The following is a 15,524-nucleotide window of genomic DNA, read 5'->3' as shown; positions in this document are numbered from 1 at the left end:
CATGTCCCGGGACAGTTCTCCCACGACTCCCGGGGGTTCGGGGGCTCGCTCGGGGCGGACTGGACCGGGGCGGCGCTCGTCCGGGTTCGGGCGGCTCGTCGACGGCGGGTTGCTGTTGCAGGGCGGGGTGCAGGGCAGCCCTGTGCTGCGGCTCTTCGTGCGCTGGGTGCGCCGTCCACTGCTGCCCGCTGTGCGGCTGTGGCGGCGCAACATCCAGCTGAAGGTCGTCGCGACGACCTTGCTGATGTCGCTCGGTGTGGTGCTCATGCTCGGTTTCGCCGTCATGAGCTCGGTGAACAACGGCCTGCTCAAGGCCAAGGTGAAGGCGTCGCAGAGCCAGGCCGACGGTGGCTTCAGGGCGGCGCAGGACAGCGTCAACGCGGCACGGCAGAGCGCGGGGCAGGGGCAGGGCCAGGACGGCAGTACGGCTGATGGGCGTAATGCCGCGGTGTGGATGTCCGACCTGGTCGAGCAACTCTCCAGCGGTGGGCAGAACGCCTTCGCCGTCGTGACGCTGAGTCCGACCTCCGCGGGCGACTCCGGGAGCGTGCGGGGCTCGCGTGCCTCGGGTGGCGTGGAGCCGATCCTGAGCGTGCCGGAGGAGCTGCGCCGCCAGGTCGACAACGGCACGGGCGTCTACCAGGCCAATACGCGGATCGTCTACGACGACGGCCGGGAGCCGCAGTCGGGGCTGGTGATCGGCAAGCGCCTCAACGATCTCAACGGTGATCCGTACCAGCTGTACTACCTCTTTCCGCTGACGCAGGAGGAGGAGTCGCTGAACCTGGTCAGGACGACCCTCGCGACTGCCGGGCTCTTCGTCGTGGTGCTCCTCGGGGCCATCGCATGGCTGGTGGTGCGACAGGTCGTCACGCCGGTGCGGATGGCCGCGGGCATTGCAGAGCGGCTCTCCGCCGGGCGCCTTCAGGAACGTATGAAGGTCACCGGTGAGGACGACATCGCGCGGCTCGGTGAGGCCTTCAACAAGATGGCGCAGAACCTGCAGCTGAAGATCCAGCAGCTGGAGGAGCTGTCGCGGATGCAGCGACGGTTCGTGTCCGACGTGTCGCACGAGCTGCGGACGCCGTTGACGACCGTCCGGATGGCCGCCGATGTCATTCACGAGGCGCGGGTCGACTTCGATCCGGTGACCGCGCGGTCGGCCGAGTTGCTCGCCGATCAGCTGGACCGGTTCGAGTCGCTGCTCGCCGATCTGCTGGAGATCAGCAGGTTCGACGCGGGAGCGGCCGCGCTGGAGGCGGAGCCGATAGACCTCCGTGAGGTCGTGCGCAGGGTGGTCGGCGGTGCGGAGATGCTCGCCGAGCGCAAGGGCACGCACATACGGGTCGTGGGGGACCAGCAGCCCGTGGTCGCCGAGGCCGACGCGCGGCGTGTGGAGCGGGTGCTGCGCAATCTCGTCGTCAACGCCGTGGAGCACGGCGAGGGCAAGGACGTCGTGGTGCGGCTCGCCGCCGCGGGCGGCGCGGTCGCCGTCGCGGTGCGGGACTACGGAGTGGGCCTCAAGCCCGGCGAGGCGACGCGGGTGTTCAGCCGCTTCTGGCGGGCGGACCCGGCGCGGGCGCGTACCACCGGTGGTACGGGGCTCGGGCTGTCCATCGCACTGGAGGACGCGCGGCTGCACGGCGGCTGGCTGCAGGCGTGGGGGGAGCCGGGCGGGGGTTCGCAGTTCAGGCTTACGTTGCCGAGGACGGCGGACGAGCCGTTGCGGGGTTCGCCGATACCACTGGAGCCCGACGATTCGCGCAGGCGCCGCGGTCTGAACGACGCGGGGCTGCCCGCCGGGGGCGCCGGGAAGCTGGCCACGGTTCCCGCGCAGGCGTCCGCGACGGCGTCCGAGAGGGTGTCGCCGCCCGTGCCGGCGAAGGGGCCCATACCGCCGCGGCTCCTGCACGCGGGACCCGTGGATCCGACGGCGCTGCCCGGCAACGGGTCGCGGGTCGTGCCGCGTCGGCCGGTGGACGGCGAGCCGGTCGGTGAGCCGGGTGAGGTGAACGGGACGCGTGGGGACGGCGCCGAGGAGTCGGGGCCGATCGCGGGCCCGGACAGGGAAGAGGGGAACACCCGTGGGCGCTGATCACGAAGGGCGGCGTGGCCGCCGTGCGGGCCGCGGACGTCCGCTGCGCACCGGACTGCTGCTGGGGAGCTGCGGGGCGCTCCTGGCGGGCTGTGCCTCGATGCCGGACAGCGGGAACCTGAAGTCCGTCGACGCCTCACAGCGGCCGGACTCGCAGTCGCAGGTCCGTGTCTACGCGATGCCGCCGCGCGAGGGCGCCCGGCCCATAGAGATCGTGCAGGGCTTCCTTGAGGCCCTGACCAGTGATGATCCGCAGTTTGCGATGGCGCGCAAGTATCTGACGAAGAACGCGTCGCGGGACTGGGACCCGGAGGAGTCCACGACGGTGCTCGCCGACGGTCCGAACACGGACGCGGGCAACGCGGGCAACGAGGGTGACGGCAGCCGCCGCTACTCCCTGACCGGTCGGCAGGTCGCGCGGGTCGACGCCCAGCACGCGTACCGGCCCGAGGACGCGGCGTACACGCAGTCCGTGCACCTCAGCCAGAACGGCGGCCCGGGCGGGAACGAGTGGCGGATCGACAAGCCGCCGCCCGGTGTGGTGCTCGGGGAGTCGGATTTCCAGCGGATCTACCGGTCCGTCAACAAGTACTACTTCGCGGGGCCCACCGGGGCGGGTGTGAGCGGCCGGACGGGGCTCGTCGCGGATCCCGTGTACATCCGCCAGCGCATCGACCCGTTGACGCAGACGGTGAAGACGCTGCTTGAGGGGCCGACGAACTGGTTGCGGCCGGTGGTGCTTTCGAGTTTCCGTAGCGGTACGGAGCTCAAGGACCCGGACAAATCGCTGACGCTGGACGACCAGAACCGGTTGACCGTGCAGTTGAACAGCCGGTCCGACGGTACCGGGCAGACGAAGTGCAAGGAGATGGCGGCTCAGCTGCTGTTCACGCTGAGGGACCTGACGCCTTCGGGGGTCGAGCAGGTGACGTTGCAGCGGTCCAACGGGTCGATGCTCTGTGTTCTGAGTCAGGAGCGCGCCGAGACCGTCGCGGCCCACCCGAGTACGGACCGGCCGGGTTACCAGTACTTCGTCGACGAGAAGCGTCGGCTGGTGCGGATGTCGGCCAACCTCGGGGGTTCGGACGACCCCGAGCCGGTGACGGGTGCCCTCGGCACCGGTGACCAGCCGCTGCGCTCGGCCGCGGTCTCGCGTGACGAGCAGCGTGCGGCCGGGGTGTCCCTCGACGGCAAGTCGCTGTACACGGGGTCGCTGCTCGCCGACGACCCGCTCGGCAAGGTGCGGCTGCGCAGCAAGGCGAAGTCGGAGAAGGACCGTCTCTCCACGCCCAGTTGGGACGGCAGGGGCAACCTGTGGGTGGCCGACCGGGACCCGAAGCGGCCCCGGCTGCTCTGGCTCGAACAGGGCTCGGGTGAGCCGGTCGAGGTCGAGGTGCCCGCTCTGGACGGGCACATCCGGGCGGTGCGGGTGTCCGCCGACGGCGTGCGCATCGCCTTCCTGGTGGAGAAGGATCACAAGACGTCCCTGTGGATCGGCCGTGCCGACCGGGATGCGCGCAAGGGGGAGCGGCCCGAGATCTCCGTCCTCGACCCGACACCGGCGGCGCCCCAGATGGAGGAGGTCACGGCCATGTCGTGGGCGGGCGGCAGCAGGCTCGTGGTGGTCGGGCGGGAGACCGGCGGGGTCCAGCAGATCCGGTACGTCCAGTGCGACGGTTCGATGCTTCCTGGCACGACGCTGCCCGGTCTGACCGGTGTCCAGGAGGTCGCGGCGTCCGAGGACGAGCGGCAGCCGTTGGTGGCGCACTCGGACGACGGGATCGTGCGGCTGCCGACGGGGTCGCAGTGGCAGACGGTCGTGAAGGAAGGGCTGGCGCCGGTCTATCCGGGGTGAGTCCGCTGTCCTGTCCCAGGCCGCTGTCCTGCCCGGGGTGAGTCCGCTGTCCTGTCCGGGGTGAGGCTCGATCCGTCCCGGGGGTGTGTCCGACGTGCTTCGGCGGTTGCCCACAGGCAGTTATCCACAGGGGTGGTCGCGCCGTCCCGCCCTTGGCACAGTGGGGTCATGCGGGGGTGGTGGCAGGACCTCACCGACCTGGTGTTGCCGACCGAGTGCGGAGGTTGCGGAAGGCCTCGCACGGCACTGTGCGCCGAGTGCCGTGCAGCTCTGGGCGGGGCTGTGGCGCGCAGGGTGCGGCCGGATCCGGCGCCGCCGGGCCTTCCGGCGGTGTTCGCGGCCGTGCCGTACGACGACGTCGGCAGGTCCGTGCTGCTCTCGCACAAGGAACGCGGCGCTCTCGGGCTCGCCCAGCCGCTCGGCTTGGCACTGGCCGGAGCCGTGTGTGCCGTTCTGCGGGGCGAAACCCGCCTTCCGGGTGATACGGGGGCGCGAAGCGGGGTAGGCGGCACACAGGATGGCCCACAGGGGCGTGTGATGCCGGTGTCGCTCGTGCCTGTGCCCTCGTCGCGGGCCGCTGTGCGGGCCCGCGGGCACGACCCGGTGCGGCGGATCGCCTTCGCCGCGGCGGGTGAGCTGCGTCGGGCAGGTGTTCCGGCGCGGGTGCTCGTGGTGCTGCGTCAACGGCGTGCGGTGGCCGATCAGTCGGGGCTCGACTCCCGGCAGCGGCAGGCCAATCTGGCCGGCGCCCTGGAGGTGACCGCCGGCGGCGGACGGTTGCTGGGAGGTGGTGGCCGCTTCGTGGTCGTGGACGACCTGATGACCACCGGTGCCTCGCTGGCGGAGGCCGCCCGCGCATTACGTGCCCTACGCATGGAAGGGAACACGGGAGCGGAGGCCGTGCGGGACCCCGTAACGGGGGTCGTGCGAAGGCCCGTATTGGGTTGCGTTAACGCGATCGGTGCGGCCGTTGTCGCCGCACCACCGGATTCTTTCGAAATAAACCGGAACTGATTGAGAACTTGCATCGTTGCAGGTAGTGAGAGGGTTGATACACCTGAATGGAGGTATGCGTCAGTAGAGGGTGACGACATCCGCCCAGGCGAGATATGTTCGGTTGTATGAGGAATGGCGAACGCCAGACCTCGTATATCGGAATGCCGGTCCGCGGGATTTCCGCAATCACCCGGGCCGGTGGGGTGGAGATCTTCCCCGCGGGGGAGGAGGAGGTGGACGTCACCGAGTCCGAGGCTCCGGGAGTCACCGGAGTCTGGTGCAAAAGGGAGACGCTCCGCAGCCGAAGCGGGGCGATCCGGGAACGGAGTTCTGCGTGGACATCGTCGTCAAGGGCCGCAAGACCGAGGTGCCCGAGCGGTTCCGCAAGCACGTGGCCGAGAAGCTGAAGCTGGACAAGATCCAGAAGCTCGACGGCAAGGTGATCAGCCTCGACGTCGAGGTGTCCAAGGAAACCAACCCGCGACAGGCCGACCGTTCCGACCGGGTGGAGATCACCCTCCGCGGGCGCGGACCCGTGATCCGCGCGGAGGCCTCGGCAGCCGATCCCTACGCGGCGCTCGACCTGGCCACCGCCAAGCTCGACGCACGACTGCGCAAGCAGCACGAGAAGCGCCACAACCGGCGTGGCAACGGCAGGCTTTCGGCCGCCGAGGTCACCGAGCGCGTCCCGGAGGCTGCGTCCTTCAACGGGGACGGCTCCATCGCGCGCGACGAAGAGCCGGACGGCGTCCCGGTCAAGAGGATCGGCTCTCTCGAGATCCAGGGCGAAGGACCCCTCGTGGTCCGCGAGAAGTCGCACGTAGCGGCACCCATGTCGCTCGACCAGGCGCTCTACGAGATGGAACTGGTCGGACACGACTTCTACTTGTTCGTCGACTCCGAATCCAAGGAACCCAGCGTCGTCTACCGACGGCACGCGTACGACTACGGCGTCATCCGCCTGAACACCGACCCCATGGTCGCCAAGGTCGAGTCGGGTGGCGGAGGCGGGGCCCTCGGCGGCTGACCGCCGACCCCCTGTGACAGCCGTGGTGGTGCCTCTGGAGCGCCTGTGCGCCCCCAGGGGCACCACCGTGCGCCCACTGCGCGCACCGCACCGGCGCCGGGCATGAAATCATGGGCGAGCCGGTCAACCGGTGTGCTGCCGCCTGGCGTTGGCGCAGCAGAGGCACAACAGGCCGCGGGCCTTCATGGGGGAGGAACGATGGCGGACAGCTTCGGACCGATGCGTCACGAGGGGGCCGGGGACGGCACCGGCATCGGCACGGACGCGGGCGCCCCACGCAAGGAGCCCATCAGGGTCCTTGTGGTGGATGACCACGCCCTCTTCCGCCGGGGCCTGGAGATCGTTCTCGCCGCCGAGGAGGACATCCAGGTCGTCGGAGAGGCCGGCGACGGCGCTGAGGCGGTGGACAAGGCGGCGGATCTGCTGCCCGACATCGTGCTCATGGACGTACGCATGCCGAAGCGCGGCGGCATCGAGGCGTGCACCTCCATCAAGGAGGTGGCGCCCAGCGCGAAGATCATCATGTTGACGATCAGCGACGAGGAAGCCGACCTGTACGACGCCATCAAGGCGGGGGCCACCGGCTATCTCCTCAAGGAGATCTCCACGGACGAGGTGGCCACGGCGATCCGCGCGGTGGCCGACGGGCAATCGCAGATCAGCCCCTCGATGGCGTCCAAGCTGCTCACCGAGTTCAAGTCGATGATCCAGCGCACGGACGAGCGGCGGCTCGTCCCCGCGCCCAGGCTGACCGACCGGGAGCTGGAAGTGCTGAAGCTCGTCGCCACCGGGATGAACAACCGGGACATCGCCAAGGAGTTGTTCATCTCCGAGAACACCGTGAAGAACCACGTGCGCAACATCCTGGAGAAGTTGCAGCTGCACTCCAGGATGGAGGCCGTGGTCTACGCGATGCGGGAGAAGATCCTCGAAATCAGGTGACAGGCACCGAAGTGATCAGGTGAGGGCTCGGACCAGGTCGGCCGTCAGTTCGGGGCGGTCGACGCGCTCCACCCGTACGGCGTCGCAGCCCACCCAGGTCGCCGCCTCCCGCAGTGCCTGCGCCATCGGTGCGATCGCCTTCGGGGAGTCCAGCGACACCTGTCTGGCCACCAGCGTGCTGCCCTCGCGCGCCGGGTCGACCCGGCCGAGGAGCCTGCCGCCGGCGAGCAGCGGCATCGCGAAATAGCCGTGGATGCGCTTGGGCTTGGGCACGTACGCCTCAAGGCGGTGGGTGAAGCCGAAGATCCGCTCCGTGCGCGCCCGCTCCCAGACCAGCGAGTCGAAGGGGGAGAGCAGCGTCGTGCGGTGGCGGCCGCGCGGCGTCGACTCCAGGGCCTTCGGGTCCGCCCAGGCGGGCTTGTCCCAGCCCTGCACCGTCACCGGCACCAGGCCCGATTCGGCGACCACCGCGTCGAACTGCTCACCCTTGAGGCGGTGATAGTCCGCGATGTCCGCGCGCGTGCCGACCCCCAGCGCCTCCCCGGCGAGGCGGACCAGGCGGCGCAGGCACTCCGCGTCGTCCAGGTCGTCGTGGAGCAGCGCGTTCGGGACGGCACGCTCCGCCAGGTCGTACACCCGCTTCCAGGAGCGGCGTTCGGTGCACACCACCTCGCCGTACATCAGCGCCCGCTCGACGGCGATCTTCGACTCGGACCAGTCCCACCACTCGCCCTTGTTCTTCGCGCCGCCCAACTCCGTCGCGGTGAGCGGCCCTTCGGCGCGCAGCTGCTTGATGACCTGGTCGTACGCCCCCGAGGGCAGGTCGTGGTGCCAGTGCGGGCGGGTGCGGTAGGCGCGGCGGCGGAAGGCGAAGTGCGGCCACTCCTCGATGGGGAGGATGCACGCGGCGTGCGACCAGTACTCGAAGGCGTGGGTCTCCGTCCAGTACGCCGCCTCGACCGTGTCGCGGCCGACGGCGCCCAGGCGTGCGTACGGAATGAGTTCGTGGGACCGGGCCAGGACCGAGATCGTGTCGAGCTGGACCGCGCCGAGGTGGCGCAGCACGCCCCGCACGCCGGACCTGCGGTCGGGTGCGCCCAGGAAGCCCTGCGCGCGCAGGACGATCCGGCGGGCCTCGTCGGCGGAGAGGTCGATGGCGGGACTCGGCAGGCTCGTCATGGTCCGAACGATAGGGGGAGGCACTGACAGCAGAACTCTCAGATCCCCGCGCCGGTCCCGCCCGCCTTCGCGGGCAGGTCTCCCGCGGGCAGGTCCCGTGCCGGTAGGTCTCTCGCGGGCAGGTACGGGTGCGGGGACCGCACGCCGATGTCCGAGGGGAGCAGCGAGCCGACCCAGCAGTCACGGAGCGTGCCCCTGTTGAGCAGGCCCGCGCGGTGCACGCCCTCCACGGTGAACCCGGCCCTTTCCGCGACGGCCCGCGAGCCCGTGTTGCCGACCTCGGCGCGCCACTCCAGGCGGGTGCAGCGCAGCTCCGTGAACGCCCAGCGGGCGAGGGCGAGGACGGTCTCCGTCATGTAGCCGCGGCCGCGGTGCTCCTTGGCCGTCCAGTAGCCGACCTCCCAGGTGCCCGAACGCGGGTGGTGCAGGCTGGCGGCGGCGAGCAGCGGGCCGCCCTCCCGGGGGCGTACGGCGAAGGTGTACTCGATGTCGTCGCGCCAGTCGTCCGGGACCATGCGGTTGATGAAGTCGTCGGCGTCCACGCGCGTGTACGGCGACGGGACGGTCGTCCAGCGCTGGATGTCCGGGTCCTGGCAGGCCGCGTAGGTCTCGTCGGTGTCCTCGGGCGCGAAGGCGCGCAGGAACAGACGTTCGGTGGTGAGAGTGACGGGCTCCATCAATCGATTCTGCTGGGGCGGAGCGTCCGGATCCAGCGTTTTACCGGCTTTCGTGATCACCTCGCACGAGGCACTCAGGGGCCCGACCCGGCACCTTCGGCACTCCTCGTCCGTTGTCCTCATGGCACACCTCCCGGCGCGGCCCGGTCCTCGCATACGATGGCCGTTGCCCGACGAGTAAAACCGACCATGCCAGGCCCGACCGGCAAGGAGACCAACCCCCGTGTCCGTCCTCTCGAAGATCATGCGTGCAGGCGAAGGCAAGATCCTGCGCAAGCTGCACCGCATCGCGGACCAGGTCAACTCCATCGAAGAGGACTTCGTCAGCCTCTCCGACGCCGAGCTGCGCGCGCTGACCCAGGAGTACAAGGAGCGTTACGCCGACGGCGAGACGCTCGACGACCTGCTGCCCGAGGCCTTCGCGACGGTCCGCGAGGCCGCCAAGCGCGTCCTCGGCCAGCGGCACTACGACGTCCAGATGATGGGCGGCGCCGCGCTGCACATGGGCTATGTCGCGGAGATGAAGACCGGTGAGGGCAAGACCCTCGTCGGCACCCTGCCGGCGTATCTGAACGCCCTGTCCGGCAAGGGCGTCCACCTGATCACGGTCAACGACTACCTGGCCGAGCGCGACTCCGAGATGATGGGCCGCGTCCACAAGTTCCTGGGCCTCGAGGTCGGCTGCATCCTGGCCAACATGACGCCGGCCCAGCGCCGCGAGCAGTACGCCTGCGACATCACGTACGGCACGAACAACGAGTTCGGCTTCGACTACCTCCGCGACAACATGGCGTGGTCCCAGGACGAGCTCGTCCAGCGCGGCCACAACTTCGCGATCGTCGACGAGGTCGACTCGATCCTCGTCGACGAGGCCCGTACGCCGCTGATCATCTCCGGCCCCGCCGACCAGGCCACCAAGTGGTACGGCGACTTCGCCAAGCTGGTGACCCGCCTCACCAAGGGTGAGCCCGGCAACCAGCTCAAGGGCATCGAGGAGACCGGGGACTACGAGGTCGACGAGAAGAAGCGCACCGTCGCCATCCACGAGTCCGGTGTCGGCAAGGTCGAGGACTGGCTCGGCATCGACAACCTGTACGAGTCGGTGAACACGCCTCTGGTGGGTTACCTGAACAACGCCATCAAGGCGAAGGAACTCTTCAAGAAGGACAAGGACTACGTCGTCATCGACGGCGAAGTCATGATCGTCGACGAGCACACCGGCCGTATCCTCGCCGGCCGCCGCTACAACGAGGGCATGCACCAGGCGATCGAGGCGAAGGAAGGGGTGGACATCAAGGACGAGAACCAGACGCTCGCCACGATCACCCTCCAGAACTTCTTCCGTCTCTACAAGCGCGAAGGCTACGACAGCGGCCTCTCCGGCATGACCGGTACGGCCATGACCGAGGCCGCCGAGTTCCACCAGATCTACAAGCTGGGCGTCGTGCCGATCCCGACGAACCGGCCCATGGTCCGCGCCGACCAGTCCGACCTGATCTACCGCACCGAGGTCGCGAAGTTCGCCGCCGTCGTCGACGACATCGCGGAGAAGCACGAGAAGGGGCAGCCGATCCTGGTCGGCACCACCTCCGTGGAGAAGTCGGAGTACCTCTCCCAGCAGTTGTCGAAGCGCGGCGTCCAGCACGAGGTGCTGAACGCGAAGCAGCACGACCGAGAGGCGACCATCGTCGCCCAGGCCGGCCGCAAGGGCGCCGTCACCGTCGCCACGAACATGGCGGGACGAGGCACCGACATCAAGCTCGGCGGCAACCCCGACGACCTCGCCGAGGCGGAGCTGCGCCAGCGCGGCCTCGACCCCGTCGAGCACGTCGAGGAGTGGGCCGCGGCGCTGCCCGCCGCCCTGGAGAAGGCCGAGCGGTCCGTCAAGGCGGAGTTCGAAGAGGTCAAGGAGCTCGGCGGGCTGTACGTGCTGGGCACGGAGCGGCACGAGTCGCGCCGTATCGACAACCAGCTGCGCGGTCGTTCCGGCCGTCAGGGCGACCCCGGCGAGTCCCGGTTCTACCTGTCGCTGGGCGACGACCTGATGCGTCTGTTCAAGGCCCAGATGGTCGAGCGCGTGATGTCCATGGCCAACGTGCCGGACGACGTGCCGATCGAGAACAAGATGGTGACGCGCGCGATCGCGTCGGCCCAGTCGCAGGTCGAGCAGCAGAACTTCGAGACGCGTAAGAACGTCCTCAAGTACGACGAGGTCCTGAACCGGCAGCGCGAGGTCATCTACGGCGAGCGGCGGCGCGTCCTGGAGGGCGAGGATCTGCAGGAGCAGATCACGCACTTCATGGACGACACCATCGACGCGTACATCTCCGCGGAGACCGCGGAGGGCTTCGCCGAGGAGTGGGACCTCGACCGGCTGTGGGGCGCGTTCAAGCAGCTCTACCCCGTCAAGGTCACCGTGGAGGAGCTCGAGGAGGACGCGGGCGACCGCGCGGGCCTCACCGCCGAGTTCATCTCCGAGTCCATCAAGGAAGACATCCACGAGCAGTACGAGGCTCGTGAGGCGCAGCTCGGCTCCGACATCATGCGTGAGCTGGAGCGGCGTGTCGTTCTCTCGGTTCTCGACCGCAAGTGGCGCGAGCACCTGTACGAGATGGACTACCTCCAGGAGGGCATCGGCCTCCGTGCCATGGCGCAGAAGGACCCGCTGGTCGAGTACCAGCGCGAGGGCTTCGACATGTTCAACGCCATGATGGAAGGCATCAAGGAGGAGTCCGTCGGCTACCTGTTCAACCTGGAGGTCCAGGTCGAGCAGCAGGTCGAGGAAGTCCCCGTCGACGACGCGGCTCCCTCGCTGTCGAAGGGTGGCGTGCAGGACGCGGTTCCCGCGGGGGCAGGTGCGGGGTCCGGTGGCTCTCGGCCGGAGATCCACGCCAAGGGGCTCGAGGCTCCTCAGCGGCCCGACCGACTGCACTTCCAGGCGCCGAACGCCGAGGGCGGCGTCGACGAGGGCGACTTCGTCACGGACGGCTCCGAGGTCCGGTCCGAGTCGGACGGGATGACTCGGGCGGAGCGGCGCAAGGCTCAGAAGGGTGGGCGGCGCCGTAAGAAGTAGGCGCGGTGTCGCTGTCGCTTTGACGTGAGCGGTGAGCGGTGAGTGGAGGGGCTGGACTTTCTGTCCGGCCCCTCTTTCGTTGTGCCTGTGCCTGTGCCGTGTGCGGTCGGACGTGCTCACGTGCGGCTAGGTGTGGGAGCGCTTGTTTCTACCGCTGTGCAGCGCCATTTCCTGTCCGCGCCCAGCGTCAGGCGGAACGCCAGCGCGCGGAGTTTCGGGCCCGTGGCGATGCGGGCGAACACCTCGTACGTCTCGGGGTGCGGTTGGTAGTGGCCGATGCGGTGGATCGTGGGGCGGTGGCCGTCCGTGCAGAGCGGCCTCAGCTCCGCCAGGCGCGCCAGCTCGTCGAACGCCGTGTTGGCGATGTGGCGGGCCACCCAGTGCATCGGGCGCTGGCCGCTGAGGACCAGGACGAGGCGCTCCGCGAAGATCTCCGTGGGGTGTGGGGGTGGTTGGGGCGGGATCGTGCGGGGGTGGGGCGGGCGGTGCGGGGGGCGGGGGGGGGGGGGTGGGGTGTGGGGGGGGGGTGCGGGGGGGTGGGGGCGGCGCGGGTGTGCGGGGTGGGCGGGGGTGGGCGGGTTGTGGTCGGGCGGGGGCGGGGCCTTGTCATTACCTTGCGCATGGGTGCCTCTTGCTGCTGCCGGGTGGTGGGTTCGGGCTGGGCTTCGGGTTGGGCTGGGCTTGGGGTTCGGGCTGGGGTCTGTACCAGTGGGTAACTTTTTCGTTGGGGATCTTCTATGGGGGCGAGGGGTGGGCAGGCAAGGGGCGCGGGTGGTGCCCGGTGGTGGGGTTCGGGTTCACCTATCCGGGGGACGCCGGGGGCTGGAATGCTTGGGAGCGTGGGGGCGGGGCGGGTGAAGGCGTGGGGTGTCCGTTGACGGGTGAGGGGTGTGGGTGGGGCGCTCGATGGGGGACTCCCGGACGTATCCTGGGGGTCTTCCGAGCCACCTGGTCCGCCCGCGTGATCCGCCCGCGTGCGGACACCGACGAAAGCGGTCAGCCATGCGCGTCTATGTCCCTCTGACCCTGCCCCGGCTCGCCGAGGCGCACGAGGCGGGGGAGCTGGGGCCCGGGCCGCTGGTCGCCTACGCCGTGACCCCCGCGCTGCGGGAGTGGTACGTCTCGGACGACATCGAGGAGCTCGAGTACGCGGCGTTGAATCGCGCCGCGGCGGCGTCGTTGCGGCTGATCGCGGGGGATCCCGGGGCGGCGCGGCGGCGGGTGGTCGTCGCGGCGGACGTGCCGGACGGGGCGGCCGTGGCCGACCCCGACCGGGGGCTCGACCGCGGGGCGCTCGGGGAGGTGCGGATCGCTGAGGCGCTGCCGTTGGCCAAGGCGGCGGCCGTGCATGTGGACTCCGGGGACGCGGAGGGGGACGTGACGGCTGCGGCTTCCGCGCTGGGGGCGGCGGATCAGGGCGACGATGATGCGCGGTTCGTGGTGGACGGGGTCGAGGACCATGAGCTGCTGTGGTTCGCGACGCAGGAGATTCCTGGGCTGATCGCCGAGTAGTTCCTGAGGTGTCTGGCGGTGCCTGGCGGGGCGCCTTGAGCGGGGGCGCCGCCTGTTGTGCGTTGTGGGGGCGGGGCCGCGCGGGTATGTGCGTACTCGCTATCCCTGCGCCGCGTGGAATGTGTCCGGCCGCCTTGGTGTGCTCTGTGCTCCGTGCGCACATACCCGCACGTCCCCTCCGGCGCGCTCGCGGGCGCGGCCCGGTGGGTGCGGGGCCGTGGGGGGCTGCGGCCGAGGGGCGGGCTCGGGGTGTGGGGGCGTATCTCTGTTGCGGGTGCCGGGGGCGTCGTGGGTAGGTTTCTGGGATGGGGAAGCTGCTGCGCGGGGCGCATATCGTGTGGGACTGGAATGGGACCTTGCTGCATGACATTCATGCGGTGATCGAGGCGACCAACGCCTCATTCGCTGAGCTCGGGCTCGAAGCGATCACGTTGGAGCGGTACCGCGATCTGTACTGCGTGCCGATTCCCCGGTTCTACGAGCGGCTGATGGGGCGGCTGCCCACCGACGCCGAGTGGCGGGTCATGGACGCCGTCTTCCACAAGCACTACTGGGCCCGGGCCGAGGTCTGTGGGCTGGCCGAGGGGGCCGCCGAGCTGTTGGCCGGGCGGCAGAGTGCTGGGCATACGCAGTCGTTGTTGTCGCTCGCACCGCACGAGCAACTGGTCCCGATCGTGCGTCGGCACGGGATCCACGAGTACTTCGTGCGGATCGACGGGCGGACGGACGAGTCGCACGCCGGTAAGGCCGAGCGGATGGTGCGGCATCTGGATGCCTTTGACGAGCCGCTCGATGTGGGGCGGGTCGTGGTGGTCGGTGACGCGGTTGATGATGCCGTCGCCGCTGGGCATGTGGGGGCGCAGGCCGTGTTGTACACCGGGGGGTCGCACAGTCGGGCCAGTCTGGAGCTTGCCGGGGTGCCTGTCGTCGACAGTCTCGCGGAAGCCGTCGAGGTGGCCGAACGGCTCGTCGCCTGAGGGCGACGAGTACTGGATTGCGGTAGTGGATCGCGGTAATGAATCGCGGTAGCGGATCGCGGTACTGGATCGTGAAGGGTCCGGAGCTGGTTTCCGCGGGCGGCCGGGGTCTGGGGCCGGGGTGCGGGGGCGAGGTGCGGGGGCTGACCTCGCCGACTGGGGCGTCGGCCCGCATCGGTATGTGTACGGATCCGCACACATACCGATGCGGGCCTCGATGGGTGACGAGTTACGTCACTGCGCCGGTGCCTTCGCCCTCAGTACCGTGAGGAACTCCCTCATCCAGCCCGAGTGGTCCGGCCACGCCCGCGCCGAGACCAGCGTGCCGTCCACCACCGCCTCCGCGTCCTGGAACGTCGCGCCTGCGGCCTGCATGTCGATTTCCAGGGCCGGGTACGCCGTGACCCTGCGGCCGCTCAGCCCGCCGATCGCGGCGGTGAGGAGCGGGCCGTGGCAGATCTGGGCCACCGGCTTGTCCGCGTCGAAGAACGACTTGAGGATCTTGCGGAGTTCCGGGTCGTTGCGGAGGTACTCGGGGGCCCGGCCGCCGGGGATCACCAGAGCGGCGTACTGGCCGGGATCGACCTCGGCGAAAGCGAGGTCCGACGGCCAGGTGTAGCCCGGTTTCTCCGTGTACGTGTCGAAGCCCGGCTCGAAGTCGTGGACCACGAAGCGTAGGTTCTTGCGGGTCGGTGCCGCGATGTGGACGTCGTAGCCCTCTTCGCGAAGCCGTTGGTAGGGGTAGAGGACTTCCAGTGACTCGGCGGCGTCGCCGGTCACGATCAGGATCTTGGCTGCCATTTCGCTGCGCTCCCCTCGGGCGGGGGCCGCCTGCGCGGACCCTCAAGGGCCAACGTGCCCGCACGGTCCCCGCTTGCCAAGAGGAGGGGTGGCCCACGGCACTGTGCAGAGTGTCAAAGTTCGGGCCCCGCTTTTGTACACATACGGCTCATGACGGCTCCCCGGTGCGGAGCGATAGCCTTGACCCGTGATCAGCGCGATATCCCGCGGGGGCATAGGTGCCCCCGTCCTGCGCCCGGGAAGAACGGTGGACAACCGTGCCCGGGCGCTCGCTGACGCTTCTTCGCGGTGCGGCCGGACCGGCCGAGCGGACCGGACAGGCCGTCTGTCAGTGGAACCACTGAAAATGGCGGAAAGCTGTCCGCTCTTCCCTCACCGCGGCATAACGTC

Annotated in this window: 12 protein-coding genes; 8 read left to right on the top strand and 4 right to left on the bottom strand. The window is 69.7% G+C overall.

Annotated elements, in window-relative coordinates:
• Position 1 precedes the first annotated feature (1 nt).
• From mtrB to NOO62_RS15920, 5 genes are all read left to right on the top strand, one after another.
• Entirely contained in the window at positions 2 to 2,095 is a 2,094-nt protein-coding gene (gene mtrB / locus NOO62_RS15940; RefSeq protein ID WP_268771551.1) for an MtrAB system histidine kinase MtrB, read from the top strand.
• Entirely contained in the window at positions 2,085 to 3,950 is a 1,866-nt protein-coding gene (locus NOO62_RS15935; RefSeq protein WP_398969913.1) for an LpqB family beta-propeller domain-containing protein, read from the top strand. The genes mtrB and NOO62_RS15935 overlap by 11 nt, the downstream gene beginning before the upstream one ends.
• Before the next feature lie 168 nt (positions 3,951 to 4,118).
• Positions 4,119 to 4,964 (top strand): ComF family protein, encoded by an 846-nt coding sequence (locus NOO62_RS15930; protein ID WP_268771550.1) that lies wholly within the window; start codon positions 4,119 to 4,121, stop codon positions 4,962 to 4,964.
• Between the two features lie 316 nt (positions 4,965 to 5,280).
• Positions 5,281 to 5,973 carry a ribosome hibernation-promoting factor, HPF/YfiA family gene (gene hpf, locus NOO62_RS15925; RefSeq protein ID WP_414930833.1) on the top strand — a complete coding sequence of 231 codons (693 nt, stop codon included), beginning with the start codon at positions 5,281 to 5,283 and terminating at the stop codon, positions 5,971 to 5,973.
• 198 nt (positions 5,974 to 6,171) lie between these two features.
• Positions 6,172 to 6,915, top strand: a complete 744-nt coding sequence (locus NOO62_RS15920) for a response regulator (protein ID WP_150184407.1) — start codon at positions 6,172 to 6,174, stop codon at positions 6,913 to 6,915.
• A gap of 15 nt (positions 6,916 to 6,930) precedes the next feature.
• Here NOO62_RS15920 and NOO62_RS15915 read toward each other — a convergent pair whose 3' ends face one another.
• Together NOO62_RS15915 and NOO62_RS15910 are read right to left on the bottom strand one after the other, a co-directional pair.
• Positions 6,931 to 8,094: a winged helix-turn-helix domain-containing protein gene (locus tag NOO62_RS15915; protein ID WP_268771548.1), complete on the bottom strand. Its 1,164-nt coding sequence runs from the start codon at positions 8,092 to 8,094 to the stop codon at positions 6,931 to 6,933.
• 38 nt (positions 8,095 to 8,132) lie between these two features.
• On the bottom strand, positions 8,133 to 8,771 hold the full coding sequence (locus tag NOO62_RS15910) for a GNAT family N-acetyltransferase (protein ID WP_268771547.1): 639 nt from the start codon (positions 8,769 to 8,771) through the stop codon (positions 8,133 to 8,135).
• 223 nt (positions 8,772 to 8,994) lie between these two features.
• Between NOO62_RS15910 and secA the strand changes: the two genes are divergently transcribed.
• Complete coding sequence (gene secA, locus NOO62_RS15905; RefSeq protein ID WP_268771546.1) at positions 8,995 to 11,844, top strand: preprotein translocase subunit SecA; 2,850 nt, start codon at positions 8,995 to 8,997, stop codon at positions 11,842 to 11,844.
• A 116-nt stretch (positions 11,845 to 11,960) separates the two neighbouring features.
• On the opposite strand, the gene NOO62_RS15900 is transcribed toward secA, so the two are convergent.
• The gene (locus NOO62_RS15900) at positions 11,961 to 12,275 is read right to left on the bottom strand and encodes an Rv3235 family protein (protein ID WP_414930991.1); all 315 of its coding nucleotides are present in this window, start codon (positions 12,273 to 12,275) and stop codon (positions 11,961 to 11,963) included.
• A gap of 571 nt (positions 12,276 to 12,846) precedes the next feature.
• Here NOO62_RS15900 and NOO62_RS15895 point away from each other — a divergent pair.
• Both NOO62_RS15895 and NOO62_RS15890 read left to right on the top strand, forming a co-directional pair.
• Entirely contained in the window at positions 12,847 to 13,356 is a 510-nt protein-coding gene (locus NOO62_RS15895) for a DUF6912 family protein (protein ID WP_268771545.1), read from the top strand.
• 305 nt (positions 13,357 to 13,661) lie between these two features.
• Positions 13,662 to 14,333 (top strand): HAD family hydrolase, encoded by a 672-nt coding sequence (locus NOO62_RS15890; protein WP_268771544.1) that lies wholly within the window; start codon positions 13,662 to 13,664, stop codon positions 14,331 to 14,333.
• 234 nt (positions 14,334 to 14,567) lie between these two features.
• Here NOO62_RS15890 and NOO62_RS15885 read toward each other — a convergent pair whose 3' ends face one another.
• A complete protein-coding gene (locus NOO62_RS15885; protein ID WP_268771543.1) occupies positions 14,568 to 15,134 on the bottom strand; it encodes a DJ-1/PfpI family protein in 567 nt (188 codons plus the stop codon).
• Between the last annotated feature and the right edge of the window lie 390 nt (positions 15,135 to 15,524).

The sequence above is a fragment of the Streptomyces sp. Je 1-369 genome (assembly GCF_026810505.1).
In the GTDB taxonomy this organism is placed as follows: domain Bacteria; phylum Actinomycetota; class Actinomycetes; order Streptomycetales; family Streptomycetaceae; genus Streptomyces.
This window is presented reverse-complemented; position numbering and strand designations above follow the sequence as displayed.

Coding starts and splice junctions, on each gene's coding strand:
- mtrB (WP_268771551.1), top strand. CDS start 2: ATGTCCCGGGACAGTTCTCCCACGACTCCCGGGGGTTCGGGGGCTCGC.
- NOO62_RS15930 (WP_268771550.1), top strand. CDS start 4,119: ATGCGGGGGTGGTGGCAGGACCTCACCGACCTGGTGTTGCCGACCGAG.
- NOO62_RS15920 (WP_150184407.1), top strand. CDS start 6,172: ATGGCGGACAGCTTCGGACCGATGCGTCACGAGGGGGCCGGGGACGGC.
- NOO62_RS15915 (WP_268771548.1), bottom strand. CDS start 8,094: ATGACGAGCCTGCCGAGTCCCGCCATCGACCTCTCCGCCGACGAGGCC.
- NOO62_RS15910 (WP_268771547.1), bottom strand. CDS start 8,771: ATGGAGCCCGTCACTCTCACCACCGAACGTCTGTTCCTGCGCGCCTTC.
- NOO62_RS15895 (WP_268771545.1), top strand. CDS start 12,847: ATGCGCGTCTATGTCCCTCTGACCCTGCCCCGGCTCGCCGAGGCGCAC.
- NOO62_RS15890 (WP_268771544.1), top strand. CDS start 13,662: ATGGGGAAGCTGCTGCGCGGGGCGCATATCGTGTGGGACTGGAATGGG.
- NOO62_RS15885 (WP_268771543.1), bottom strand. CDS start 15,134: ATGGCAGCCAAGATCCTGATCGTGACCGGCGACGCCGCCGAGTCACTG.